We start from the raw sequence: 24,883 nt of genomic DNA, 5'->3' as shown, positions 1-24,883 counted from the left end.
TCGTTACCGTGACGCACGAACCGGACGCAGACCCGTGCGCACCCACGCCCGATTCGGCCGGAACCGGTTCCGGGTCGCCATCGGCGACGAAACCGTCTGCCGCCTCGGACAACTGACCGATGCGGCTACGGTCGTGGCATGACGACGCTGAGCCGCGGTGCCAATGCCCCACTCGACGAACGCCGGTTCACGGCGACGGTGTCGGGACCGTCGGCGGGGACGTGCGACCTCATGGTGTTCCAGGTGACCGAGGCCGGCCGGGTCCGCTCCGACGACGACTTCGTGTTCTTCAACAACCCGGTGGCGCCGGGCGGTGCAGTACGACTCGCGGGAACCGACGCCGTCGAGGTGGATCTCACGGCTGTGCCGACCGACGTGCACACACTGCGATTGGCCGTGGTTCTCGACGACTCGGCGCCCGGGACGCTGGCCGACGTGCGCGGACTGTCGGTCACGATCGGAGCCCTCGACCTGCCCGCCGAGGGCCTGACCACCGAACGCGCGGCCGTCCTCACCGAGATCTACCGCCGCGGCGACGCGTGGAAGGTCCGCAATGTCTCGGCCGGCTGGGACGCCGGCTTCACGGCCCTGGTCACCGAGCACGGGGTGAGCGTCAGACGCGCCCGCCGCCTCCGCGCCACCGGTGGCCCCGCCTCCCGCAAGCCCGCCTCCCGCGACGCCGCCGGTGAACCTGGGCAAGATCACGCTGACGAAGTCGGCACCGACCATCTCGCTGGCCAAGGTGCGCGACAAACCGAGCGGCACCATGCGCATCAACCTGAACTGGAGTCGCGGCGCCGCGAAGGGCGGACTGTTCCGCAAACAGACCGGCGTCGATCTCGATCTCGGTTGCCTCTACGAACTCGCCGACGGCAGCAGAAGCGTCGTGCAGGCGCTCGGCAACTCCTTCGGCAGCCTGAACGGATCGCCGTGGATCCTGCTCGACGGCGATGACCGCAGTGGCACCGTGTCCGGCGGCGAGAACCTCCTCATCGACCTGTCCCACCTCGCCGAGTTCCGTCGGATCCTGGTCTTCGCGTTCATCTACGAGGGCACGCCGAACTGGTCGGCCGCCGACGGCGTGGTGACGCTGTTCCCACCGGGAGGCACTGAGGTGGAGGTCCGTCTCGACAGTGCCGACAACACCGCCATGACCTGCGCCATCGCGATGCTCGAGGTCCGCGACGGCGAATTGAGCATCACCCGCGAGGTCCGCTACATCAACGGTGGCCAGCGCAAGCTCGACGAGGCCTACGGGTGGGGCATGACGTGGGCACGCGGATCGAAGTGAGCCGATTCGCGGCGGGCTGAGCGAGGTGCGGCGGGCCGTTGTTGCGCGAACGGGTGCAGATCCGCATACTTGAGCGGAACAGACTCAAGTGAGAAGGCGTTGAGGTCTGTGACGGGCTGCGAGAGCCCGACAGACCACTGAACTTGCACGTACCTCACTCAAGAAAGGTGAGCCCATGACCAACCCCAACTCCGGCGGGTTCAACCCCACCACGAAGACCCAGGCCGCGCTGTCGGCCGCGGTGCAGGCGGCCACCGCCGCCGGCAACCCCGACGTCCGCCCGGCACATGTGCTGGTCGAACTCCTCGACCAGCCCGACGGTATCGCCGCGCCGCTGCTGCGCGCGGTCGGTGTGGATCCCGCGTCGGTGAAGGCCCAGGCCGCGAACCTCGTGTCGCGGATGCCGACGGCGTCGGGCAGCAGCTCCGCGCCGCAACTCACCCGCGAGACGATCGCGGCGATCACCGCTGCGCAACAGCTCGCCGGTGAGCTGAGCGACGAGTACGTCTCGACCGAGCATCTCGTGGTCGGTCTCGCGACCGGCGACGGTGACGTCGCGAAGCTCCTCGCCGATGTCGGCGCCACCCCGCAGGCCCTGCGTGACGCGTTCGTCGCCGTGCGCGGCAGTGCCCGCGTCACCTCACCCGACCCCGAGTCGACCTACCAGGCGCTGGAGAAGTACTCCACCGATCTCACCGCGCAGGCCCGCGCGGGCAAGCTCGATCCGGTCATCGGCCGCGACACCGAGATCCGCCGCGTGGTGCAGGTGCTCAGCCGTCGTACCAAGAACAACCCGGTGCTCATCGGCGAGCCCGGCGTCGGCAAGACCGCCATCGTCGAGGGCCTCGCCCAGCGCATCATCGCCGGCGACGTGCCGGAGAGCCTCCGCGACAAGACCGTCGTCAGCCTCGACATGTCGTCGATGGTCGCCGGCGCGAAGTACCGCGGCGAGTTCGAGGAACGACTGAAGGCCGTCCTGGAGGAGATCAAAGGCTCTGCCGGACAGGTCATCACCTTCATCGACGAGTTGCACACCATCGTGGGTGCCGGCGCGACCGGCGACTCGGCGATGGACGCGGGCAACATGATCAAGCCCATGCTCGCCCGCGGTGAGCTGCGACTGGTCGGTGCGACGACGCTGGAGGAGTACCGCAGGTACATCGAGAAGGATGCCGCCCTCGAGCGCCGGTTCCAGCAGGTCTACGTCGGTGAGCCCTCGGTCGAGGACGCCGTCGGGATCCTGCGCGGGCTCAAGGAGCGCTACGAGGTGCACCACGGTGTCCGCATCACCGACTCGGCCCTGGTGGCCGCGGCGTCGCTCAGCGACCGCTACATCACGTCACGGTTCCTGCCCGACAAGGCGATCGACCTCGTCGACGAGGCCGCATCGCGTCTGCGCATGGAGATCGACTCGCGTCCGGTCGAGATCGACGAGGTCGAACGCATCGTGCGTCGTCTCGAGGTCGAGGAGGTCGCACTGTCGAACGAGACCGACGACGCGTCGAAGCAGCGCCTCGAGAAGCTGCGTCGCGAACTGGCCGATCAGCGCGAGAAGCTCAACGAACTCTCGGCGCGGTGGCAGGGTGAGAAGCAGGCCATCGACGGTGTCCGTGATCTGAAGGAGAAGCTCGAGGCGCTGCGCGGTGAGTCCGAACGCGCCGAACGCGACGGTGATCTCGGCCGTGCCGCCGAACTGCGCTACGGCCAGATCCCCGCACTGGAGAAGGAACTCGCGGTCGCTGCCGAGAAGAGCGCCTCGGTAGGCGAATCGGTGATGCTCAAGGAGGAGGTGGGCCCCGACGACGTCGCCGAGGTCGTCTCGGCGTGGACCGGCATCCCCGCCGGCCGCATGCTCGAGGGTGAGGTCGCCAAGCTCCTGCGGATGGAGGACGAGATCGGTGCGCGCGTCGTCGGTCAGCGCAAGGCCGTCGAGGCCGTGTCCGACGCGGTGCGGCGGTCACGCGCCGGTGTGGCCGACCCGAACCGTCCGATGGGTTCGTTCATGTTCCTCGGACCTACGGGCGTCGGCAAGACCGAGCTCGCGAAGGCGTTGGCGGAGTTCATGTTCGACGACGAACACGCGATGGTGCGTATCGACATGAGCGAGTACGGTGAGAAGCACAGCGTCGCACGGCTCGTCGGTGCCCCTCCGGGCTACGTGGGCTACGAGTCGGGTGGCCAGCTCACCGAGGCGGTGCGCCGCCGTCCCTACACGGTGGTGCTGTTCGACGAGATCGAGAAGGCCCACCCCGACGTGTTCGACATCCTGCTGCAGGTGCTCGACGAGGGTCGCCTCACCGACGGCCAGGGGCGAACGGTGGACTTCCGCAACACGATCCTGATCCTGACCTCGAATCTCGGTGCCGGTGGCAGCGAGGAGCAGGTGATGGCGGCGGTGCGCTCGGCGTTCAAACCGGAGTTCATCAACCGGCTCGACGACGTGCTGATCTTCGACGGGCTCGATCCCGACGAGCTGACGTCGATCGTCGACATCCAGATCGGTCAGCTCAAGACCAGGCTGGCGCAGCGACGCCTCGACCTCGAGGTGTCCGACAACGCCAAGAAGTGGCTCGCCGCACGAGGATTCGATCCGCTCTACGGTGCTCGGCCCCTGCGCCGGCTGGTGCAGAAGTCGATCGGCGACTCGCTCGCCCGAGGACTTCTGGCCGGGGACATCCACGACGGCGACGTCGTGCCGGTGAACGTCTCCGCCGACGGCGAGAGTTTGATCTTGGGTTAGCTCGAGCCTGGGCTAGCTGCTGTGTCGGGCGTTGGCCGCCTGCACGTCCGGGACGTGGGTCTCTGCCCACTCCCGGACGGCGGCCAACGGCTCGAGCAGTGACCGGCCCAGATCGGTGAGTGCGTACTCGACGTGCGGCGGTTGACCGCCGAAGTCGGTGCGCTCGAGGAGCCCGTCGTGGTGCAGCGCCCGCAGGGTCTCGGTGAGGACCTTTGGGGTGATGCCCTGGATGTGGGCCTTGAGCTCGCTGAAACGCATAGGGCCCTGCGCCAGCGCGGTGACCACGAAGACCGTCCACCGCGCCCCGATGCGGTGCAGCACCACGCGGCTCGGACAGGTCGGCGCCATCACGGTGTAGGCCTTCGACATGGCGTCCCTCCTGGTGGGGGTCGGTTTCGTTGTAGATACCGGTATCAAATCCATACCGTCTCCGGTGCAAGTCTACGACGACATCGACAGGGGACACCCATGAGCGACAATCTGACCGGAGCGACCATCCTGGTGGTCGGCGGAGCGAGGAATCTCGGACTCGCGATCGCCACGCGCGCAGCCGAACTCGGGGCACACGTGGTCATCGGTGCCCGAGACGGTGACGCCGCGGCGAAGGCGGCGGCAGGCCTCGACAACGCCCGCGGCATCGCGATCGACGTCACCGACGAGGCGACCATCGCCTCGGCGGCCGCCGACCTCGGCGCGGTCGACCACATCGTGTCGCTGGCCGCGGCGCACCACAACGTGGCCGTCGCCGACCTCGACCACGACCGCACGGTCACCGCCTTCGAGGCGAAGGTGATCGGTCCGCTGTTGCTGGCCAAGCATTTCGCGCCGGCGATGGCCGCGTCGGGCTCGATCGTCCTGTTCTGCGGGGTCGCGGCGTGGAAGCCGTCGCCCGGCAAGGCGATCATGGGCATCACCAACGGCGCGGTGTCGTTCGCCGCGAGCCACCTGGCGAAGGAGCTGGCGCCCATCCGGGTCAACGCCGTCTCGCCGGGCATCATCGACTCCGGCACATGGGACGGTATGCCCGACTCCGACCGCGCTGAACTCTTCGACGGCGTCGCGGGCAGCATCCCCGCCGGCCGCGTCGGCGCGACGACCGACATCGTCGATGCGGCAACATGGTTGTTGACCGCCGGATTCGTCAGCGGCGAGACCATCCACGTCGAGGGAGGCGTACGCAGCGCATGACCACCAACACCTACGCAGTCGCCGACAAGGTCGTCGTCGTCACCGGCGCCGGAACCGGTATCGGGCGCTCCATCGCTCGCGCGTTCCTGTCCAACGGCGCGAAGGTCGTGGCCACCGGCCGCCGACGCGAACCCCTCGACGAGGCCGTCGGTGACGCCGGCGATGACCGCGCCCTCGTCGTCACCGCCGACATGGCGCAGCGGGCCGACGTCGACGCGCTCGTCGCGGCGACCCTCGACAGGTTCGGCCGCATCGACATCGTGGTGAGCAACGCCGGCGTCCACGACGGCGGTGGCGACGTCACCGAGATGTCCGACGACAGCTGGGCGTTGATGCGCGGGGTCAACATCGACGGTTTCGTGCACGTCGCGCAGGCAACGCTCCCCGAATTGGTCAAGACCGGCGGCAACCTCGTGGCGGTGTCGTCGGTGTCCGGGATCGCCGGCGACTGGGGTCAGGCGGCCTACAACGCGACCAAACACGCGGTCAACGGGTTCGTGGAATCCCTGGCCCTGGACTACGGCGGCCGCGGCGTGCGGATCAACGCGGTCGGTCCGGCTTTCACCCTCACCGAGATGACCGAGGGCATGGGCCGCGACGAGAAGGCGTTGGCGCCGTTCGTGAACCGCATCGCGCTGGGTCGCCCCGGCGAGCCCGACGACGTCGCGCCCGCGGTGCTGTTCCTGGCCTCCGACGACGCCCGCTACATCACCGGCACCATGCTCACCGTCGACGGCGGCACCAGCGCCTCGACCGGTCAGCCGCACGTCGAATAGCCCAGCTGCGGAAAACTGCCCCGAGGCAGACGTTCGAGGGGAATGTTCCCTCGGACGCTGCTCTCGGGGCAGTTCTCAGCAATGAAGGCGACCGAACGTCAGCCGACGAGCAACGGATCCGGCGACTCGTCGGCGAGATCCTGCTTGCGCATCCGGATGAACACCAGCGCGGCCACCAACGCGGCGGCCATGAAGCCGGCGCCGGAGTAGAAGGCGACGTCGTAGCTGTAGATGTTGGCCGCCTTCTGGCCGTCCGGGGTGTTCAGGCTCGGGCGGTCGGCGAACACCTGCGCGACGATCGTGCTGAGCAGCGCCAACCCGATCGACCCACCGATCTGCTGGGTGGTGTTGACCAGGGCGCTGGCCACACCGGAGTCGTCGGCGTCGACACGGTGCAGTGCGACGGTCTGCATCGAGACGAACACCAGGCCCATGCCCGCTGCGATGAGGATCATCGCGGGGAGCACGTTCACGAGCCACGTCGAGTCGGTGTCGAGCTGGGCCAGGTACAGCAGGCCCGCCGTGGCCAGGCCCGATCCACCCACCAGCAGTGCACGCGGACCGAATCTCGGCAGGAGTGAGCTCGCCACGCCCGCGCCGATCACGATGAAGATCGGGAACGGCAGGAAGAGAACGCCGGTGCGCAACGGGGTCTCGCCGAGGGTGTTCTGGAAGTAGTAGCTCAGGAACAGGAACATCGCGAACATGGGGATGGGCACGATGAACGAGATGAGGAAGGCGCCACCGCGGTTGATCTCACCCGGGATACGCAACGGCAGCAGCGGGTTCGACACCCGCGTCTCGATGGCGATGAACACCGCGAGGAGCGCGACACCGGCGACGAGCAGCGACACCGTTGATGCTGCGCCCCAACCGGATTCGGCGGCCTTGGTGAAGCCGTAGACCAGGCTGACCAGTGCGGCGGTGACGGTGATCGCGCCCGGCAGGTCGTACCCACCCGTGCGAGCACTGGGCTTGTCCTTGATCACGAGGATCAGTCCGCCGATGGCGGCAACCAGCGCGATCGGGGTGTTGACGAGCAACGTCCAACGCCACGAGAAGAATTCGGTCAGCGCGCCGCCGGCGATGAGGCCGATCGCGGCACCACCACCGGATACCCCGGCGTACACCGCCAGCGCCCGTGCTCGTTCCTTCTGTTCGGTGAACGTGACGGTGATCAGCGACAGGGCGGCCGGTGCGAGCATCGCGGCGAAGACACCCTGCAGGGCACGGCCGGCGAAGAATGAGGCACCGTTCCACGCGAGACCTGCTGCGGCAGAGGACAACGCGAAGCCGACGAGGCCGATCAGGAACATCCTGCGACGCCCGAGGTAGTCGGCCATCCGGCCACCGAGCAGCAGCAGCCCGCCGAACAGCAGTGTGTAGGCGGTCAGCGCCCACTGGCGGTTGGCGTCGGAGATCTCGAGATCGGTCTGCGCGAAGGGGAGGGCGATGGTGATGATCGTCGCGTCGAGCACGACCATCAGCTGGGCCAGGGCGATGATGCCGAGAGCCCACCACTTGCGGTTGCTGGTCGACGTGCCGGCCTGCGTCGTGTCGACGAGGTCGGTGCGGTCGAGTTCTGTGTTGTCGACTTCTGGGCGACTGGTGATTGCCACGATTCCTCGAATCTGGAGAGGGTGTGCCGGGCGGCGCTCGGTAATAGTGGCAGTGTCAGACACGTGGCGTCAAGTGTCAGAAGGCAGCAAGTGACATTTGACGGTTTGCGGCGTTTGTCGCGAGCGGACGGGTACGATGGGGCTCGTGACAGTGGTGAATACCGAGAATCCGCAGGCCAGAGCCGGTCTGCGCGAGCGCAAGAAGGTACAGACGCGGGCTCGGTTGATCGATGTCGCGCTGGAACTGTGCGATTCGCAGGGGTTCGACGCGACCACGGTCGAGCAGATCGCCGACGCCGCCGACATCTCACCGCGCACGTTCAACCGCTATTTCGCGACCAAAGAGGACGTCATCCTCGCCCCCATCGACGACATGGTCGCCGCGGTCGCGGCCGCGATGGACGCCCAGCCGCGCACCGGCAACGAATTCCAGGCCCTGCTCGACGCGCACCTGTCGGTGATGTGCGGTGGGTGTCCAGACATCTCCAGCCTCGACCTCAACCGCTTCGAGGTGATGAACCGCATCGCGCAGTCGTCGCCGTCGGTGAGTGGCCGCAGCGCCGAGATGGGTGAGATCAAATTCCGCCGCCTGAGCGAGAAGATCGCCGAGCGCACCGGCGCGAGCACCGACGACATGCAGGTCCGCGTCATCGCGACCGTGTGGTTGTCGCTGATGCACCTGGCCATGGACAAGTTGTGCGGTGCGGGTTCGCAGGTGGGCAGCCAGGCCGCGCGTGCCGAGGCGCTGCAGTCGACCTACGACGCGTTCCGCGTTGCGGTCAAGGACATCTGAGTCTCAGTACGCCACACGAAACCGGCCGATCAGGGTGATCGCGTTGCCGTCCGGGTCTTTGATGTTCGACAGCTGAACGCCTTTCGTCACGGTCTGGATCTCGCCGGCGTCGATTCCTCGATCGGCGAGTTCGGCGATCTGAGTGTTGATGTCGTCGACCGCAAGGTTGAGCAGGCCCGATCCGGCGCGGTCAACGTCGACGAACACCTGCACCCACGCGTGGTCGACGACCTGCCACTCGACCAGGCTCGGCATGGGGTTGTTGTCGGCGCGTCGGCCGAAGAGCTTCTCGTACCAGCTGTTCGCGGTCGCGAGGTCGGCCACGGGCACCACGGCGAGCAGATGCTCGATGGACATGGGTCTGCCTTTCGCTGGGGAACGGGTACCCATGTATCGACTCGCCGGGCTACCGGAACTCATCGGTCGACGGCAGTCTTGACCCGAAGCGCGGTTGAGGTCCTACCGTCTCGACCATGGACATCGACAAGAACCGAACCCTGCGCCCGACGCTCGACAGTGGCGAACACCGCGACGCGATCGAAGACCTCATCGACCACCTCCAGCGCGGTCACGACACCGGGGACGCCGACACCTACGACGGTGTGTTCGCCGGCGACGTCCTCTGAGGCTCGCCGAAAGGCCGGGTTCTGCAGGGTTTCGCGAGCCTCAACGCCATCCATCGCACCCAGCTGACCGGGACGCCGGCGTCTCCGGCCTCGGCCTTCGAACTCGCGCAGGCCTCGGCACCCACCGACGACGTCGTGATCGCGCAGATCCGCAGGCGTGCCATCAACGGCGCCTTCTCGGAGATGGCGATGTACGTGCTCGTCCGCCGTGACGGCATGTGGTGGCTCGCCGCCGGCCAGAACACCCCGATCACCGACGTGCTGCCGGCTGTCGACTGACACCTGCCCCCGGTCGACGGTCCGAGGGACCATTCCCCTCGGGCACCGGTCTCGGGGCAGTTTTCGGCCGAAGTCGGCGCCCATCACCTCGTTCGTGAGGTAATCGGAGGTATGAGATCCAGACTCCTCGGCCTCGGCGCCGCCGTTCTCGTCGCGCTCTCGCCGGCTGTGCCGACCGCGTCGGCCGCACCCGCGACACCCTCGACCACACGGGCCCCGAGCGACTTCGTCGCCCTGAGCGACGTCGATCCGACGATCCTGCAGGAGATCCGGTACTTCACACCGCACAACTTCACCGGCGATCCGGTCGACGGCTACCGCGCGCCGATGTGCATCCTCACCCGCGAGGCGGCCGAGGGACTGCACCGTGCGCAGCTGCAGTTCCTCCTGCAGGGCTACTCGCTGAAGGTCTACGACTGCTACCGCCCGCAGCGCGCGGTGAACGACTTCGTCGCGTGGGCGAAGCGGCTCGACGATCAACGGATGAAGGCGGAGTTCTACACCGGCGTCGACAAGTCGAACCTGTTCCGCGACGGCTACATCGCCGAGCAGTCCGGCCACAGTCGCGGCAGCACCATGGACCTCACCCTCGTCCGCCTGCCGGCCCGTCCGACCCCGCCCTACGTCCGCGGACAACGGCTCGTCGACTGCACCGCGCCGCAGGCGAAACGATTCGGAGACAACTCGATCGACATGGGCACCGGCTTCGACTGCTTCAACACCCTCGCGTGGCCGCTCGACTCCCGCGTCCAGGGTCAACAGCTGCGCAACCGCGTCCTGCTCCTCAACGGGTTGGTGCAGCAGGGATTCGCCCCGTATCCCTACGAGTGGTGGCACTTCACCTACAAGCCCGAACGGTTCCCGAACATCTACTTCGATTTCCCCGTCGCACGGTCGTCGCTGCGGAGGTAGCCGTCAGCCGAAGTCGGAGCTGGCGACCTCGCGCTCGCCACCGGTGATCGCTGCGATCACGCGGTCGGCGACGGTGTCGGGGCTCAAGCCCTCGGGCATCTTCGGCGGATCGCCCGCGATGGCGCGGTCGACGAGCCCGGTCTCGGTGTGTGGCGGCCGGACGTCGACGACGCGGATCTTGCTGCGCCGCGCCTCTTTCGCCGCCGCGACATAGAGGGTGGAGGCGGCCGCCTTGACCGCCGAGTAGGTCGCCATCCCGGCGACGGGCTGCTCGGCGAGGACCGCGCTGATGCCGACGATGACACCGCCCTCCTCGATCTCGCCGAGCGCGGCACGCAGCAGGCGCAGGGGGCCGAGGAAGTCGATGAGCACGAGGTCGTCGACGGTGTCGTCGTCGATGTCGGCCACCGGACCGAAGGCCGCCACGCCCGCCGCGTTCACGACGCCGTCGATCCGGCCGTGCTCCGCCTTCGCCTCGGCGATCACGGTGCGCGCGGCATCGGGTTCGCGCAGATCGGCCGCCACCACGTGGGCGCCGTCGATGCCGAGCCCGTCGAGCGTCTCGGTCGACCGGCCGCTGATCGTCAGCGTCGCACCCTGCTCGGCCAACGACCGCGCGATCCGCGAACCGAGGGCTCCACTGGCACCGACGACGACGTACACCTTGCCCGAGATATCAGTCATCTCTCCATAGTGCCCCGTCGTGCGGCGGCCGAAACGCGTGATGGGCTTCGACGCCCGCTGACCAGCAGGACCACGCCGGTCACGAGGTCCCATCCGATGATCGTGTAGACGCTGCCGCGTTCGATGGCGCCCTCGATCCCGGTGTCGGCCCCGCTCGCCGCGAGCAGTGCGACGAAGCAGCCGATACCGATCACACCCGCCGCGCGGCTCGCCACGCAGTGGGCCGCGGGGGCACCCCAGGTCCGTAACAGTCCACCGGCGACGATGATCGCCGCGTTACCGCCCACGATCGCGAGGAACGCGCCGACTCCGTGCAGGGGACTCGTCCCCGAGTGGAACACGCCGACGAGAACGTTGCCGACACCGTTTGTCACCGCGAGTCCCGCGAAAGCGACACGCGCGCGCCGCGTTCCGCTCAGACCGCGGGCTGCGACGACACCGGCCACCGCGAACAGGACACCGTGCACGATGAACGCACCGACGTTCATCGTCGTCGCCCGCGGTGAGTCGCCGGGGATGCCGAGTGCGCTGATGTAGTCCCGCGCCAGTCTGAAGCCGGGATACGCGGCCACCGCGAGCACCTCGGACACCACGTAGACCACCCCGCCGACCAGCCACAGCCACGCCGCGACGCGGACCGGGTCGCCACCGGTCCGTGGTCGGGGTCTCACCGGTGGTCGGCGGCGGCGCGGAACAACCAGGCGATCACGAGCGCACCGGGATCGACCACGCCGCGCGCCCGGTCGCCCACGTAGCTCGCGCGTCCCCGTGACGCGACCAGGTCCCGTGTCGACTCGGCACCGGCCTCGGCCGCGGCGGCGACCTCGTCGAGCGACGCCCCGGAGGCCAGGGCATCGGATGCCGGCGCCAGCGCGTCGACCAGGGTGTTGTCGCCCACGCGTGCACCACCGAGGTCGGTGATCTCGCGTAGGGCGTTCGCCACGCCGTTCGCCAGGACATCGGCACCGTCGGATGCGGCGGCGGCGGTGGCCAGTTCGGCGAACAAGGTACCGAACAGCGCTCCCGAGGTGCCCCCGGAACGCACCAGGAACGAAGTGCTCAATGCCCGGGCGACCGATGCCTCCGACCCGCGCAACGGCAGGTGCAGATGATCCAGTGCCGCAGACATGTTCGCCCCGAAGTCGCCGTCACCGGCGCGTCGGTCGAGGTCGGTGAGCTCGTCGATCGAGCCCTGCACACGCTCGACGAACGCACTGAGCCACACACATTCGGGTCCGTCGTCGGCGGCGTCGTCGGGTTCGGCGAACGTCACATCGACCGGCTGCGCCGACGTCGTGGCGGTGCGCGCGGGCCATCCCGGGGCGTCGGTGGGGGCGTCGAACAGCTCGACGATCTCGTCGTCGCAGCGCACCACGGTGAGCGAGAAGCCGGCCATGTCGAGCGCGGTCACCAGCGTCGCGACGAGGCTGCGCCGCACCTCGAGACCACGCGCGGTCAGCTGTCGTACCACCTGGTCGAACACCACGCCGAGTTCGAGTGGATGGGTCGACCCCAACCCGTTGACGAACACGATCAGAGGCTCACCGTCGTCGGGTGCCAATGCGTCGAGGATGCGCCCCAGCATGCCGGAGACGAGTTCGTCGACGGGCTGCTGCGGGATCCGGTCGACCCCGCTCTCGCCGTGGATCCCGACCCCGTACTCCATCTCGTCGGGCGCGAGGTCGAAACTCGTACGGTCGGCGCCCGGGACGGTGCACGGCGCGAACGCCACCGAGAAACTGCGGGCACCGGCCGCGACGCGGCGACCCAGATCGGCGACCGCGGAGAGACTGTCGCCGCGCGCAGCGGCTGCGCCACAGACCTTCTCGACGATCACGGTGGCACCGGTACCGCGACGACCGGGACCGTCGTGGTCGGAGTCGGTGGCGACGTCGTCGTCGATGAGGACGTGATCGGTCTCGACGTCACCCCCGACGAGACGACGGGCGACACGGAAGTTCATGACGTCGCCGGTGTAGTTCTTCACGATGTGCAGCACACCGTCGCCACGATCGACATGTCGTGTCGCCGCGGCGACCTGCAGTGCGTTCGGGGAGGTGAACACCAGCCCGGGGCAGGCGGCGTCGAGCATGCCGGCGCCGATCAGTCCCGAGTGCATCGGCTCGTGACCCGATCCGCCGCCCGACACCAGCGCCACCCCGCCGCCCTCGCGATCGGTCCGGTACAGGAAGCCGGGGTCGGATTCCCATGCGATGTGGTCATGCGCGGCAACGAAGCCGGCGAGGGCGTCGGTGAGGAACCGTCGGGGGTCGCCGCTGACGTAGCGGTGTACCGGCCGCGCCTCGGGGTCAGCCACGGGTCGACCCCGACACGAGATCCTTCGGGGCGTCGGAGCGGCGGTGATGCCACACACCGATCGCGACGATGATGACCGCCGAGATCACCGAGAAGAAGATCGGCTCACGCTGGTTGTCGTCGAAGACCATGAGCACCAGCACCGCCACGATGAAGACCATCGCCACGACGGTCAGATACGGGAACAGCCACATCCGTACCGGTGGTTGTTCGCCTGCGGCGCGCATCTGTCGTCCGAGCACGAACTGGCTGGCCGCGATGGCGAGGTAGACGAACAGCGCCACGGCGCCGCTGGTGGCGAGGAGATATCCGAAGATCTTGTCGGGCAACACGTAGTTGCCGATGACGGCGAGGAAACCCACCACCATCGACGCCAGCACCGCCACCCACGGCACACCGTTGTGGGTGAGGCGACGGACCACCGACGGCGCCTCGTTGCGCTCGCCCAACGAGAACAGCATGCGCGAGGCGGTGTAGAGCGCCGAGTTCAGGCACGACGCGACGGCGGTCAGCACCACGATGTCCATGATGCGCGCCGAACCGGGAATGCCGATGGCCTGCAACACCGTCTGATACGAGCCGTCGTCGAGGCGGTCGTAGGGGACCAGCGCGACGACCACGAAGATCGAGCCGATGTAGAACAGGAAGATCCGCCAGATCACCGAGTTGACCGCGCGACTGATCCCCTTCTGTGGATCGGGGGACTCGGCGGCGGCGATGGTCACGATCTCGGTGCCCATGAACGAGAACATCGTCGTCAGCATGGCGGCGACGATCGCGGAGTAGCCGTTGGCGAAGAACCCGTCGGGCTGCCACAAATTGCTCACCCCGCTCACGTCGGAGCCGGGGAAGATGCCGAAGATCGCGACGAGACCGATCGCGATGAACGCCACGATGGCAACGACTTTGATCAGCGCGAACCAGAATTCGAACTCGCCGTAGTTGCCCACGCTGACCAGGTTCGTCGCGGTGAGCAGCAGTGTGACGGCCAGCGCCCACACCCACTGCTCGCTGCCGATCAGTCGGCTGAGCACGTCGGCCGCGGCGGTCGCCTCCACCGGGATCACCAGCACCCAGAACCACCAGTAGAGCCATCCGACCGAGAAGCCGGCCCAACGACCCAGTGCACGTTGGGAATACACCGAGAACGAGCCGGTGTCGGGGTTGGCGGTCGCCATCTCGCCCAGCATCCGCATCACCAGGACCACGAGCGTGCCGGCGAGGCCGTAGGAGATGAGAACGGCGGGGCCGGCCTCCTTGATCGCCGTCGCCGACCCGACGAACAGTCCTGCGCCGATCACGCCCGCGATGGAGATCATCGTGATGTGACGCGGCTTGAGGTTCGCGCCGAGAGAGGCGGGCTGTGTGGGGGTGGTGGTCACAAAGGCCCTTCGTGTGAGGTCGAGCGCGTCGCGGCAGGCGGTGTGGCTACCGTGAGGTGGTTCCCACTCATGCTGGCACGAGGAGTTGCAGATGGCGCACCGATTCGACGCGACCGCGCGAGCACGTGCGCGCACGGCCTACGAGACGCTCGAACCGATGCACGTGCTGTGCTACTTCAACCCGGGGCTCGGCGCCGCCCAGGCCGACACCGGACTCGACGCCTACGCGTTCTACGTCGGTGCCCGCGGGGCGCCGCTCGGCGAGTGCGTGCCGTCGGTGGTCTCGGCGGCGTTCTACAACTTCAGCGAGGGCATCGTGCACCCCGGGTGGGAGGCGGCGAAGGCCGTCGGACTCGACCACGTGGCGCGACGCCGCGACGCGATGCTGGCCGAGTCGCTCGCACACGTCTACGGCGACGCCGCCGACCCCGCGACACTGACCGCACTCGCCGACCGCTTCTATGCGATCGCCGCCCGCGCACCGATGGCCGGTCGCACGTTGGCCTCGGCGTGGGCGCACGTATCTCGCCCCGACGACCCGGCCGTCGCACTGTGGCACGCCGTCGCGATCCTGCGTGAGTGGCGCGGCGACGGCCACATCGCCGCACTGGTGGGCGCGACTCTCGACCGGCTCGAGGCGGTCGTGTTCCACGAGGCCCGACACCCCGACCCGGCGATCCGCAAACGCGGTCTCGGGCGTCGGATGTCGCAGCTGACACGCGGCTGGTCCGACGAGCAGTGGGACACCGCCGCCGACGGCCTCGTGGACCGCGGACTGTTGTCGCGCTCGACCGACGACGCCGGCAAGGTCACCGACACCCTCACCGACGCCGGCGCCGCGCTCTACGCCGACATCGAGGAGATCACCGACGATTCCGCGGCCGCAGCGTGGGCCGACGTCGACGACTTCGACGACCTCATGGCCTCGACGCGACCGTTCGTGAAGGCGGTCATCGACGCCGGGGTCCTCCCGGGCACGAAGAAGAAGTGACCGCCGACCTCAGCGGGTGAAGGCGACCTGCACCTCGGTCACCCAGTCGGCCGGGTCGTCGGACATCTCGAGGTAGATCTCGCGGCCCTCGCCGGTGAGGTGCAGTCCCTGATCGGTGACCCAGCGGTTGAGCTGCTGGTAGGCCGAGTCGACGGTGTCCATCGAGCCGGTGTGGATGATCGACGCGTACTCGCCGCCGGGGAGGTCGATGGTCGCCAGGCCGGCGATGTCGGCGTCGCCGACGGGGAACGTGGCGTGCACCCGGACCGCCTCCTCCCCGGCGGTCGGCTCGGGTCGGTAGTAGGCGACGCTGGGACCGGTCGGCGTCACCCCGGCCTGGGTCAACGCCCCGATGATCTGCGGGTACATCGGCTGGATCACCGGCCCGACGGCCTCGCTCGTCGCGCTCTCGGCGACGGCGGTCAGCCCCACGTGGCGGACCGGTGTGACGGTGGTGGTGGTGATGTGTGCGGTGGTCATTGCGTTCTCGCTCTCGATGATGCGGATCCGCGCCGCCACGCGCGCCAGGCGGTGTTCCTCGGCCGCGATCGAGGCGGCGATCTCGGCCTGCCGCGTACGCAGCAGGGTCCGCAGATCGTCACCGGTCAGCTCGTCGTCGACGATGCGTCCGACGGCCTCGAGGGTGAACCCGAGGTCCTTCAGCGCGACGATCCGGTTGAGCCGACGCAGTTGATCGAGGTCGTAGTACCGGTACGACGTGTGCGGGTCGACGTGTGCGGGCGTGAGCAGCCCGATCGCGTCGTAGTGCCGCAACATCCGCACCGACACCCGGGCGAGTGAGGCGAGGTCTCCGATGGTGATCATGACGCCTCCCACGGTGAGCCCTCACACGGTGTGAGGGTCAAGCCCCCTCGGACACCGGATCCTGGATCCGGGCGAACGGCCGGTCCGCCTCGAGTTCCCACGCGAGTTCGAGGAGCGTCCGTTCGTCGCCGTGGTCGGCCGAGATCTGCACGCCCAAGGGCATTCCCGTGGCGGTGCGGCCCAGCGGCAACGAGATCGCCGGACCGCCGGCCGCGTTGTTCAGCGGGGTGAAGGCGACGTAGGCGATCAGTCGCGGGAACAGGACGTCGAAACCGTTGGCGGGGGAGAGATATCCGAGTTCGGGTGTCGTGTGCGCGACCACCGGCGACACCATCGCGTCCAGATCGGCGAAGCTGTTGTCGTACTTCGCCTCGGCGGCCCGCAATCGCCACAGTGCGGTCGGTGTGCGCCATGCGTTGCGCAGGAACTGGCTCGACAGTCCGCGGGTGAGCGACTCGGTGCGGTCGCCGTCGAAATCGGGACTCATCACCCGCGACCCGAATTTCTGCACGCCGAACGCCAGCAGCCCCCACAGATGGATGAAGTCGTCCTTGAACCGCATGAGATCGCGTTCGGGCAGCGGCAGTCCGATCTCGCGGACGTCGTGGCCGAGATCGGCCAGGCGTCGGGCGGTCTCGGCGACGGCGGCTCTGGTGGCCTCGTCGACCGGGAACTCGCTCAACGAGCGGTTCACGACCCCGATGCGCAGTCGCTTCGGCGACGGACCCTCGACGAGGCCGATCGGTCGCAGCGACGGCGCCGGTCGGTACCGCTCGATCTGTGCGGCGAAGTGTGCCGTGTCGCGCACCGACCGTGTCAGTGCGCCGTTGGAGACGAGGTTGACCGGCATATCCTTCGCGTGGGCGTCGGGCAGCTCGCGCCCCCGCGTCATCTTCAGGCCGACGAGCCCGCACGCCGCGGCGGGGATGCGGATGGAGCCGCCGCCGTCGTTGGCATGCGCGATCGGCACCACCCCGGCGGCGACCAACGCGGCCGATCCGCCCGACGACGCGCCGGCCGAGAACTCGGTGTCCCACGGGTTGCGGGTGGGCGGCAGATCCTCGTACTCGGTGCTCGCGTTGAACCCGAACTCGGGCATCGTCGACTTGCCGAGGCTGATGAGACCGGTCGAGAGGTACTGGTCGGTGACGGCAGCGTTGCGCTTCGCGGGCGTGGCGTTCACGGCCAGCGATCCCTGGTTCGACGCGAGTCCGGCGACGTCGGTGTTGTCCTTGATCACCGTCGGGACGCCGGCGAACACCCCGGTGCCCGGACTGCGCGCGAAGGCCGTCGCACGGTCGTAGTCGGGTGTCTGCACGGCGTTGAGGTGCGGGTTGACGGCCTCGGCCCGTGCGATGGCGGCGGCCACGGCCTCGGCGGACGAGATGTCGCCCGCGGCGATGGCGGCGGCCACCCCGGTGGCGTCGAGGTCTCCGAGCGCGTCGTCGGTGAAGGCGTGCCGGCGGTGCGATCCACTCATCGCTCGAATATAGAGGCGCCCTCGCCGAGCCCCCGCGAGCACCGCGGACGGCTACGACGTAGATTGTTGACAATCTACCGATTCAGCTCGCACCATCGGTGCATGAATGTGACGGGCCATGACTGACCTCGAGGGAGGGCCGAGCACCCGCAAACGGGTCCTCGACCCGCTGGTGCAGGAGTCGACGCCGGCGATCATCGCGCGCAAGCTGCGTGCGGCCATCGCGGCGGGGGACTTCGCGCCCGGGACCCAGCTGACCGAGTCCGGCCTCGCCGCCGATCTCGGTGTGAGCCGTGGTCCTCTGCGTGAGGCCATGCAGCGCCTCACGCAGGAAGGGTTGCTGGTCAGCTACCGCAATCGTGGGCTCTTCGTGATCTCGATGGACGACGACGACATCAACGACATGTACGTGGCGCGCTCGGCGATCGAGCGGGCGGCGCTGGCGCAGGTGGTGTCGCGGCGGGATCCCACCGACGTCGCCGCTCTCGAGGCGACGATCGACCACATGCAGGCGTTCGCCGACGATCCGAACGGCCGTGAGATCGCCGACGCGGACATGGCCTTCCACGCGAAGCTCGTGGAATGTGCTCGCAGTCCACGACTCTCGCGCATCCACGAGACGATCCTGGTCGAGACGCGGATGTGCCTGGGCGCCATGCGGGGAACCTACGCGTCGGCGCAGGCGCGCATCGACGAGCACACCGAGATCGTCCACGCCATCGTCGCCGGTGACCTCGCGACAGCCGACGAGCTGATGATCGCGCACATGCGAGACGGGTTGGCGCGCCTCATGCCCGACGAGTCCGCGGTGGTCGCGCAGACTGTTCCGCCCGGGCATGCACCGTGATCGGTGTCGCCGCGCCGTCGCGGCCGGTCGATCTACCTGCGAGGACGGGGGTATCCGCCTCGTGAGCACCGCGAACCGGCTACCGTTGCCTCACCTGTTCGGGTGTGCAGCATCGCGCACCGACTGTCCAGAACACCGCACAGACACCGACATCGCGCACCGAGCGCGCACATCGACCCGCGTAGTTCCCGACGCCGGAGGCATCACATGACCACCAAGACCGCGACCGCCGGAGATGCTCCCGGCCTGCCGGATCCCGAGACCCCGGAGGGCAAACGCCTGCTCCGTAAGGCGATCGGTGCATCGGCGATCGGCAACGCGACCGAGTGGTACGACTACGGCGTCTACGCCGCGACCGCGACCTACCTGACCCAGGCCTTCTTCCCGGGCGATCTCGGCACCATCGGCACCATGCTCGGCTTCGCGGTGTCGTTCGCGCTGCGTCCGCTGGGTGGCATGGTGTGGGGCCCCATCGGCGACCGGATCGGTCGTAAGGCCGTGCTGGCCATGACGATCATGCTCATCTCGATCGCCACGGCCCTGATCGGTGTGCTGCCCACGCACGCCGTCGCCGGGGTGTGGGCGCCGATCCTGCTGATCGTTCTCCGTGTGGTGCAGGGCTTCTCGACCGGTGGCGAATACGGCGGCGCGGCAACGTTCATGGCCGAGTACGCCCCCGACAAGAAGCGCGGCAAGTACGGGTCGTTCCTGGAGTTCGGGACGCTCGCCGGCTTCGTGCTCGGCACCGCGTTCGTGCTGGTGCTCGAACTGAACCTCACCGACGATCAGATGCAGACCTGGGGCTGGCGCATCCCGTTCTTCTTCGCGCTGCCACTGGGTCTCGTGGGTCTCTACCTGCGGAACCAGATGGAGGACACCCCGGTGTTCCGCGAGATGGAGCAGAAGGGCGAGATCGAGGGCACCGCGTGGACGCGCTTCGTCGACCTCCTCCGCGACTACCGTCGGCCGATCATCATCATGTTCGGCATGGTGATCGCGCTCAACGTCGCGAACTACACGCTTCTGGCCTACCTGCCGACCTACCTGAAGAACACCATCGGGCTCGAGGGCAACGACAGCACCGTGACCATGCTGATCGGTCAGTTGGTGATGATGGCGCTGATCCCGTTCGTGGGACGGCTCTCCGACCGCACCGGCCGCAAACCGATGTGGTGGGTGTCGCTGATCGGCCTGTTCGTGTTCGCGCTGCCCATGTTCTGGCTGATGGGTCAGGGATTCGTCTGGGCCATCATCGGATTCGTGGTCCTCGGTGTGCTCTACATCCCGCAGCTGGCCACCATCTCGGCGACGTTCCCGGCGATGTTCCCCACCCAGGTGCGTTACGCCGGTTTCGCGATCTCCTACAACGTCGCGACCGCGGCGTTCGGTGGCACCGCTCCGCTCGTGAACGACGCCGTCGTGGAGAACAACGACGGCTGGGACCTCTTCCCGGCCGGCTACATGATGATCGCCTGCGCGATCGGCATGGTCGCCCTGCTGTTCCTGCGCGAGACCGCAGGATGCTCGATCCGCGGCACCGAGATCCCCGGCGAGGAGACCGACGCCGAGAAGGCCCTCACCCACGCCTGACCCGCCAGTTGGGCACCTAACGCCCGCAGTTGGGCACCTAAAGCCCGCAGTTGGGCACGTAAAGCCCGCGGTTGGGCACGTAACGTCCGCAGGTGGGCCGACGTTCGCGTCGAGTGGGCCCTAGTGCGGGCGATCGAGGTCGACGGTGTCGCCCGGCATGCCCCATTCGATGCGGCCGAGGCGACTGACGGCGGCGAGCTTGTCGTAGTCGGGCAGACCGTCGTCGGCCACGATCGCGGGATCGACGGTCAGCGCGACGACCTCGCCCATGATCACGACGCTGTTGCCGACCTCGATCGACCTGTGCAGGCGGCACTCGATCGCGATGGGCGAGTCGGCGACGCGCAGACAGTCGACGACGGTCGCCGGTGTCGACGGGATGCCCGCCTCGACGAATTCATCGACGTCGGAATCGAACCCGGCCGAACTGTCGTTGGCGAGGTGCATCAACGACGTCGAGACGATGTTGATCACGAACTGGCCGGTGTCGATGGCGTTGCGCGCGCTGTCCTTCGCGCCGCCGACCGAGGTGAACTGCACGACCGGCGGACTCGTCGACGACACCGAGAAGAAGCTGTACGGCGACAGGTTGTCGATGCCGTCAGAGCTGCGACTCGACACCCACGCGATCGGCCGCGGGACGATCGATGCGGTCAACAACTTGTAGAAATCGCCCGGATCGACGGTGGCGGGATCGTGCACGATGCGGTCGTTCGATGAACTCATGGTTCCAGTCTGCCCGACGCGAGTTCGCCGAACGTCGGCCCAGCTGGCGCGAACGTCGGCCCAATTGCGGTCGTCACGTGCCCAACCGCGGGCTTTACGTGCCCAACTGCAGGCTTTACGTGCCCAACTGCGGTCGTTAGGTGCCCAACTGGCGGGGGGGTCAGGAGAGCAGGCGCAGGGCCATGAGGGCGTAGGCGCGTGCGGCGGTGACGAGGTCGTCGATGACGACCGATTCGTCGGGTTGGTGTGCCTGGGTGTTGATGTCGCCGGGACCGAGGACGATGCACGGGATCCCGAGGTCGCGGGTGACGAACCCGCCGTCGCACGCCGCGGTCCAGCCGCCGATCGAGGTGGTGCCTCCGGCGTCGCGGACGGCCTCGACGGCCGAGGTCACCAGCGGGTGGTCGACGGCGGTGCGGAAGCCCGGCATCTGCATGGTGACCGCGATGTCGACCTCGATGCCGTCGGTGTCGATCCCCTCGGCCGCGACACGCTCGCGCAGCGCGGAGGCGATCGCATCGGCGTCCTCGTCGGGCATGAGTCGTCGGTCGATCCCGATCGACGCATCGGGGGCGACCGCCGAGATGCCCTGACCGCCGGTGATGGTCCCGACGTTCCAGGTGCCTGCGCCGAGCAGCGGGTCGAGCTCGGTCTGCATGGCGTCGTGGTCGGCGCGGATGATCTCGATGATGCTGGCGGCGGCGTTGATGGCGTTACGTCCGTCGGCGGGCCTACCGGAATGTGCTGCCCGACCCCGGATCTCGACCGAGATGTACGACGCGCCGCGACAGGCGATCACGGTGTCGAGGCCCGTGGGTTCGGCCACCACACAGCCGAGGAACGACACCCCGTCGGGCCGCGACACCAGGTCGCGCACACCGATCCCGTGCTCCTCCTCGTCGACCGTGCATGTGAGACGCACCGGGCCACTGAGCTTCTCGTCGCGCAACGCGTTCATGGCGACGACGATCGCGGCGAGCCCGCCCTTCATGTCGGTGGCCCCGCGGCCGATGATCCTGCCGTCGACCACGCGTGGCACGAACGGATCGGCGGTCCAGCCCGGCCCGGTGGGTACCACGTCGGAATGGCCCAGGAACATCAGTCCCGGCCCGTCGCCGCCGGGCAGGGTGGCGACCAGGTTCGGGCGGTCGGGCGCCACCTCGACGACGTCGACCGAGGCACCCGCGCCACGGGCGGCCTCGGCGAGGACGGCCACCGTCGATGCCTCGGTGCCGCCGGGGTTGACGCTCGGTTGTTCCACGAGAGCGCGCGTGAGCTCGACGATCGACTCCGCGGTGATCGCCGCGCACACCGCGCGTTCGCGTTCGTTCTGTGCGGTGAGCAGGGGGAGCGCGTCGGTCACGCCACCATCTTCTCAAGGCTGCCGGCGAGCCGCTTGATGCCCTCGTCGATCCGCTCGGGGGTGCTCGAGGCGAAGCACAGCCGCAGGGCGTTGCGGAAACGTCCGCCGGGCGAGAGCGCCGGGCCGGGGATGAACGCGACGCCGTCGGCCAACGCGACCTCGAACAGCTCCCGGGTGTCGATCTCGCCGAACTCGCCGGCGAGCGTGAGCCAGAGGAAGAAGCCGCCCTCGGGGTTGGTGGTGGTGACACGGTCGCCGAGATGTCGCGCGATGGAGTCGAGCATCGCGTCCTTGCGCTCGCGGTAGAGCACCCGGATCGACGCGAGGTGATCGTCGAGGCCGCCGCGGGCGATGTACTCGGCGACGATGTGCTGGTTGGGCACGTTGGTACACGTGTCCATGGCCTGCTTGCCGTTGATGAGCAGCTGTCGGATCGACGGATCGGCGTCGACCCACCCCACACGCCAACCGGGCGCGAGGATCTTCGAGAACGTGCGCACCGAGAACAGCAGCGGGTCCTGTGGGCTGAGCGTCTGGAAGGTCGGGATGTCCTGGCCGGAGAAGCGCAGCAGGCCGTAGGGGTCGTCGTCGATGATCACCGAGCCCCACCGATGAGCCAGCTCCAGCAACGCCTTTCGCCGTTCGAGCGACATGGTGACGCCGGACGGGTTCTGGAAGGTGGGGATCGTGTAGATCGCCTTGGGGGGCCGGTGGTGGTGGGCGACCAGATCCTGCATCATGTCGACCCGCATGCCCTCGTCGTCGACGGGGACCTCGAGGAGCTGCGCCCCGTACGACAATGCCGTGGCACTGCCGTTGGTGTACGTCGGCGATTCCACGACCACGAGATCACCCGGATCGATGAACAGCTTGCACGCCAGATCGAGCCCCTGCATGCCGCCGGTGGTGATGACGAGCCGGTCCTCGCTCGACGGATCCGGGGTTCCCGCCAGGTATTTCACCAAGAGCTCGAGCAGGCGGGGCTCACCCTCGGTGGCGCCGTAGGTGAACGACGACGCGTCGAGGATCGTCCCGGCGATCTCGCGGAACTCCTCCGACGGCACCGCCTCGTCGGCGGGCGACCCCATCGCGAAGCGCACGATGTCGTGGGTCTGCGCCGCGAGGAGCGACGTCGACGAGTCGATCATCGAACCCACCAGGTCTTTCGCGCGTCCGGCGAGCGGCAGGGACGGCGCGTGCCTCGCGATGTCGGTGGCGGTCATGGCGTGCTCCTTCGATCGAGAGAGAAATCAGGTCACTTGCGGATCAGTTCACGCGGGAAGCTGGTGAACGTCTCCACGCCGGTCGCACTCACGCGCACCGACTCCGACAGCTCGAATCCGTAGCCGTCCATCCACATCCCGCACACGATGTGGAACGTCATGTTCTCGGCGAGGATCGTCTCGTCCTCGGTGCGGATGCTGATGGTGCGCTCGCCCCAGTCGGGCGGGTAGCCAATCCCGATGGAATAGCCCAGACGCGAGGGCTTCTCGAGCCCGTACTTCGCCAGCGTCCAGTTCCACGTGGAGGCGAGCTCACGGGTGGGCACGCCGGGACGGATGGCGTCGAGAACGTTGTTCAGGCCCTCGGCGGTGGCGCCCGCCACGTAGTCGACATCCTTGTTCGGCGTCCCCAGCGACACCGTGCGGGCCAGCGGACAGTGGTAGCGGTTGTGCGCGCCGGTCAGCTCGATCACGACGGCCTCGTCGTCGTTGAACGTGCCCTGGTGCCAGGTGAGGTGCGGGGTGTCGGCCGCGGCGCCGGTCGGCATCATCGGCACGATGGCCGGGTAGTCGCCGCCGAAGTCGTCGGTGCCGGTGATCTGTGCCTGCGAGATCGCCGCCGCCGCATCACATTGCCGCACACCGACGTCGATGGTGTCGATCGCGGCACGCATGGCCTGCGAGCAGACCATGCCGGCCTGCCGCATCAGCTGGATCTCGGCGTCGGACTTCACCGACCGCACCCAGTTGACGAGCTCGAAACTGTCGACGAGCTTCCACTCGGGGATCGCGTTGTACAGCGCCCGGTAGGCCTTGGGTGAGAAGAAGTGCGAGTCCATCTCGAGGCCCACCGAGCCCTGCCGCGACGCCGGGGCGATCTGATGTCGTTGCCGCAGAGCCCATGCCACCCAGTCGAACGGGTGGACGTGCGGCCGGTGCACGTAACTCTCCGGGTAGCCGACGATCTGGTCGGCCGGGAGCCACGTGGTGCGATGCGCCCCATGGGCATCCATGTCGCGCAGGAAGAACACCATCTCGCCCTCGATGGGGACGAACAACATCTGCGGGGTGTAGAACGACCACGCGTTGTAGCCGATGAGGTAGAAGATGTTCGCAGGGTCGGTCACGATGACGGCCGAGAGTCCCTGCTGTTCCATCAGTTCGCGCACACGATGGAGCCGGGTGGCGTATTCGTCGTCGGTGAAGAGCTGGGATCCGAGGTACACGGGTTC

The 24,883-nt window shown here is 68.2% G+C and carries 24 protein-coding genes and 1 pseudogene; 12 read left to right on the top strand and 13 right to left on the bottom strand.

The annotated features are described in order from the left end of the window. Positions 1 to 138 precede the first annotated feature (138 nt). The 3 genes and pseudogenes from TU34_RS24395 to clpB form a co-directional block, all read left to right on the top strand. A pseudogene (locus TU34_RS24395) lies at positions 139 to 540 on the top strand (TerD family protein); the annotation flags it as partial. A gap of 145 nt (positions 541 to 685) precedes the next feature. Further along, positions 686 to 1,291 (top strand): TerD family protein, encoded by a 606-nt coding sequence (locus tag TU34_RS24390; protein WP_338063014.1) that lies wholly within the window; start codon positions 686 to 688, stop codon positions 1,289 to 1,291. A gap of 175 nt (positions 1,292 to 1,466) precedes the next feature. Beyond that, the gene (clpB, locus tag TU34_RS19055; protein ID WP_045824465.1) at positions 1,467 to 4,031 is read left to right on the top strand and encodes an ATP-dependent chaperone ClpB; all 2,565 of its coding nucleotides are present in this window, start codon (positions 1,467 to 1,469) and stop codon (positions 4,029 to 4,031) included. A 12-nt stretch (positions 4,032 to 4,043) separates the two neighbouring features. On the opposite strand, the gene TU34_RS19050 is transcribed toward clpB, so the two are convergent. Further along, positions 4,044 to 4,400 carry a winged helix-turn-helix transcriptional regulator gene (locus TU34_RS19050; RefSeq protein ID WP_045824464.1) on the bottom strand — a complete coding sequence of 119 codons (357 nt, stop codon included), beginning with the start codon at positions 4,398 to 4,400 and terminating at the stop codon, positions 4,044 to 4,046. A 99-nt stretch (positions 4,401 to 4,499) separates the two neighbouring features. On the opposite strand from TU34_RS19050, the gene TU34_RS19045 reads away from it, so the two are divergent. Together TU34_RS19045 and budC are read left to right on the top strand one after the other, a co-directional pair. Further along, on the top strand, positions 4,500 to 5,219 hold the full coding sequence (locus tag TU34_RS19045; protein ID WP_045824463.1) for an SDR family oxidoreductase: 720 nt from the start codon (positions 4,500 to 4,502) through the stop codon (positions 5,217 to 5,219). Then, positions 5,216 to 5,995: a meso-2,3-butanediol dehydrogenase gene (gene budC / locus TU34_RS19040; protein WP_045824462.1), complete on the top strand. Its 780-nt coding sequence runs from the start codon at positions 5,216 to 5,218 to the stop codon at positions 5,993 to 5,995. Before TU34_RS19045 ends, budC begins: the two co-directional genes overlap by 4 nt. A gap of 98 nt (positions 5,996 to 6,093) precedes the next feature. Here the strand turns inward: budC and TU34_RS19035 are convergent, their stop codons facing one another. After that, the gene (locus tag TU34_RS19035) at positions 6,094 to 7,614 is read right to left on the bottom strand and encodes an MFS transporter (protein WP_238981383.1); all 1,521 of its coding nucleotides are present in this window, start codon (positions 7,612 to 7,614) and stop codon (positions 6,094 to 6,096) included. A gap of 145 nt (positions 7,615 to 7,759) precedes the next feature. On the opposite strand from TU34_RS19035, the gene TU34_RS19030 reads away from it, so the two are divergent. Beyond that, positions 7,760 to 8,407 carry a TetR/AcrR family transcriptional regulator gene (locus tag TU34_RS19030; protein WP_238981382.1) on the top strand — a complete coding sequence of 216 codons (648 nt, stop codon included), beginning with the start codon at positions 7,760 to 7,762 and terminating at the stop codon, positions 8,405 to 8,407. A gap of 3 nt (positions 8,408 to 8,410) precedes the next feature. Here the strand turns inward: TU34_RS19030 and TU34_RS19025 are convergent, their stop codons facing one another. Next, the gene (locus TU34_RS19025; RefSeq protein ID WP_045824460.1) at positions 8,411 to 8,764 is read right to left on the bottom strand and encodes a VOC family protein; all 354 of its coding nucleotides are present in this window, start codon (positions 8,762 to 8,764) and stop codon (positions 8,411 to 8,413) included. Positions 8,765 to 8,880: 116 nt separating this feature from the next. On the opposite strand from TU34_RS19025, the gene TU34_RS24385 reads away from it, so the two are divergent. From TU34_RS24385 to TU34_RS19015, 3 genes are all read left to right on the top strand, one after another. Further along, on the top strand, positions 8,881 to 9,033 hold the full coding sequence (locus TU34_RS24385) for a hypothetical protein (RefSeq protein WP_238981381.1): 153 nt from the start codon (positions 8,881 to 8,883) through the stop codon (positions 9,031 to 9,033). A 135-nt stretch (positions 9,034 to 9,168) separates the two neighbouring features. Then, positions 9,169 to 9,312, top strand: coding sequence for a hypothetical protein (locus tag TU34_RS24380; protein WP_238981380.1), 144 nt, complete (start codon positions 9,169 to 9,171; stop codon positions 9,310 to 9,312). A 111-nt stretch (positions 9,313 to 9,423) separates the two neighbouring features. Continuing rightward, entirely contained in the window at positions 9,424 to 10,224 is an 801-nt protein-coding gene (locus TU34_RS19015) for a M15 family metallopeptidase (protein WP_045824459.1), read from the top strand. Between the two features lie 3 nt (positions 10,225 to 10,227). Here the strand turns inward: TU34_RS19015 and TU34_RS19010 are convergent, their stop codons facing one another. The 4 genes from TU34_RS19010 to TU34_RS18995 are packed head-to-tail and all read right to left on the bottom strand — an operon-like array spanning position 10,228 to position 14,543. Further along, complete coding sequence (locus tag TU34_RS19010) at positions 10,228 to 10,908, bottom strand: SDR family NAD(P)-dependent oxidoreductase (protein WP_045824458.1); 681 nt, start codon at positions 10,906 to 10,908, stop codon at positions 10,228 to 10,230. Then, a complete protein-coding gene (locus tag TU34_RS19005; protein ID WP_045824457.1) occupies positions 10,905 to 11,579 on the bottom strand; it encodes a DUF998 domain-containing protein in 675 nt (224 codons plus the stop codon). Before TU34_RS19005 ends, TU34_RS19010 begins: the two co-directional genes overlap by 4 nt. Then, positions 11,576 to 13,225, bottom strand: coding sequence for a dihydroxyacetone kinase family protein (locus tag TU34_RS19000; protein ID WP_045824456.1), 1,650 nt, complete (start codon positions 13,223 to 13,225; stop codon positions 11,576 to 11,578). The genes TU34_RS19005 and TU34_RS19000 overlap by 4 nt, the downstream gene beginning before the upstream one ends. Beyond that, on the bottom strand, positions 13,218 to 14,543 hold the full coding sequence (locus TU34_RS18995) for an amino acid permease (protein ID WP_203225496.1): 1,326 nt from the start codon (positions 14,541 to 14,543) through the stop codon (positions 13,218 to 13,220). Before TU34_RS18995 ends, TU34_RS19000 begins: the two co-directional genes overlap by 8 nt. A 154-nt stretch (positions 14,544 to 14,697) precedes the next feature. On the opposite strand from TU34_RS18995, the gene TU34_RS18990 reads away from it, so the two are divergent. After that, positions 14,698 to 15,597 carry an SCO6745 family protein gene (locus tag TU34_RS18990; RefSeq protein ID WP_045824454.1) on the top strand — a complete coding sequence of 300 codons (900 nt, stop codon included), beginning with the start codon at positions 14,698 to 14,700 and terminating at the stop codon, positions 15,595 to 15,597. 9 nt (positions 15,598 to 15,606) lie between these two features. Here TU34_RS18990 and TU34_RS18985 read toward each other — a convergent pair whose 3' ends face one another. Both TU34_RS18985 and TU34_RS18980 read right to left on the bottom strand, forming a co-directional pair. Then, positions 15,607 to 16,422, bottom strand: a complete 816-nt coding sequence (locus TU34_RS18985; RefSeq protein WP_045824453.1) for a MerR family transcriptional regulator — start codon at positions 16,420 to 16,422, stop codon at positions 15,607 to 15,609. A 37-nt stretch (positions 16,423 to 16,459) separates the two neighbouring features. Continuing rightward, a complete protein-coding gene (locus TU34_RS18980) occupies positions 16,460 to 17,902 on the bottom strand; it encodes an amidase (protein WP_045824452.1) in 1,443 nt (480 codons plus the stop codon). Positions 17,903 to 18,020: 118 nt separating this feature from the next. Between TU34_RS18980 and TU34_RS18975 the strand changes: the two genes are divergently transcribed. Continuing rightward, on the top strand, positions 18,021 to 18,749 hold the full coding sequence (locus tag TU34_RS18975; RefSeq protein ID WP_045824451.1) for a GntR family transcriptional regulator: 729 nt from the start codon (positions 18,021 to 18,023) through the stop codon (positions 18,747 to 18,749). Between the two features lie 207 nt (positions 18,750 to 18,956). Further along, a complete protein-coding gene (locus TU34_RS18970; RefSeq protein ID WP_045824450.1) occupies positions 18,957 to 20,339 on the top strand; it encodes an MFS transporter in 1,383 nt (460 codons plus the stop codon). Positions 20,340 to 20,459: 120 nt separating this feature from the next. Here the strand turns inward: TU34_RS18970 and TU34_RS18965 are convergent, their stop codons facing one another. From TU34_RS18965 to TU34_RS18950, 4 genes are all read right to left on the bottom strand, one after another. Next, a complete protein-coding gene (locus TU34_RS18965) occupies positions 20,460 to 21,065 on the bottom strand; it encodes a flavin reductase family protein (protein ID WP_045824449.1) in 606 nt (201 codons plus the stop codon). A 160-nt stretch (positions 21,066 to 21,225) separates the two neighbouring features. Then, positions 21,226 to 22,410 (bottom strand): M20 family metallopeptidase, encoded by a 1,185-nt coding sequence (locus tag TU34_RS18960; protein ID WP_045824538.1) that lies wholly within the window; start codon positions 22,408 to 22,410, stop codon positions 21,226 to 21,228. 14 nt (positions 22,411 to 22,424) lie between these two features. Next, on the bottom strand, positions 22,425 to 23,651 hold the full coding sequence (locus TU34_RS18955; RefSeq protein WP_045824448.1) for an aminotransferase-like domain-containing protein: 1,227 nt from the start codon (positions 23,649 to 23,651) through the stop codon (positions 22,425 to 22,427). 32 nt (positions 23,652 to 23,683) lie between these two features. Beyond that, the gene (locus tag TU34_RS18950) at positions 23,684 to 24,877 is read right to left on the bottom strand and encodes a M24 family metallopeptidase (RefSeq protein WP_045824447.1); all 1,194 of its coding nucleotides are present in this window, start codon (positions 24,875 to 24,877) and stop codon (positions 23,684 to 23,686) included. Positions 24,878 to 24,883: the final 6 nt, after the last annotated feature.

It is taken from the genome of Williamsia herbipolensis (assembly GCF_000964005.1).
Taxonomy (GTDB): Bacteria; Actinomycetota; Actinomycetes; order Mycobacteriales; family Mycobacteriaceae; genus Williamsia_A; species Williamsia_A herbipolensis.
The sequence above is the reverse complement of the archived record's forward strand: the minus strand, read 5'-3'. Positions and strand labels throughout refer to the sequence as shown.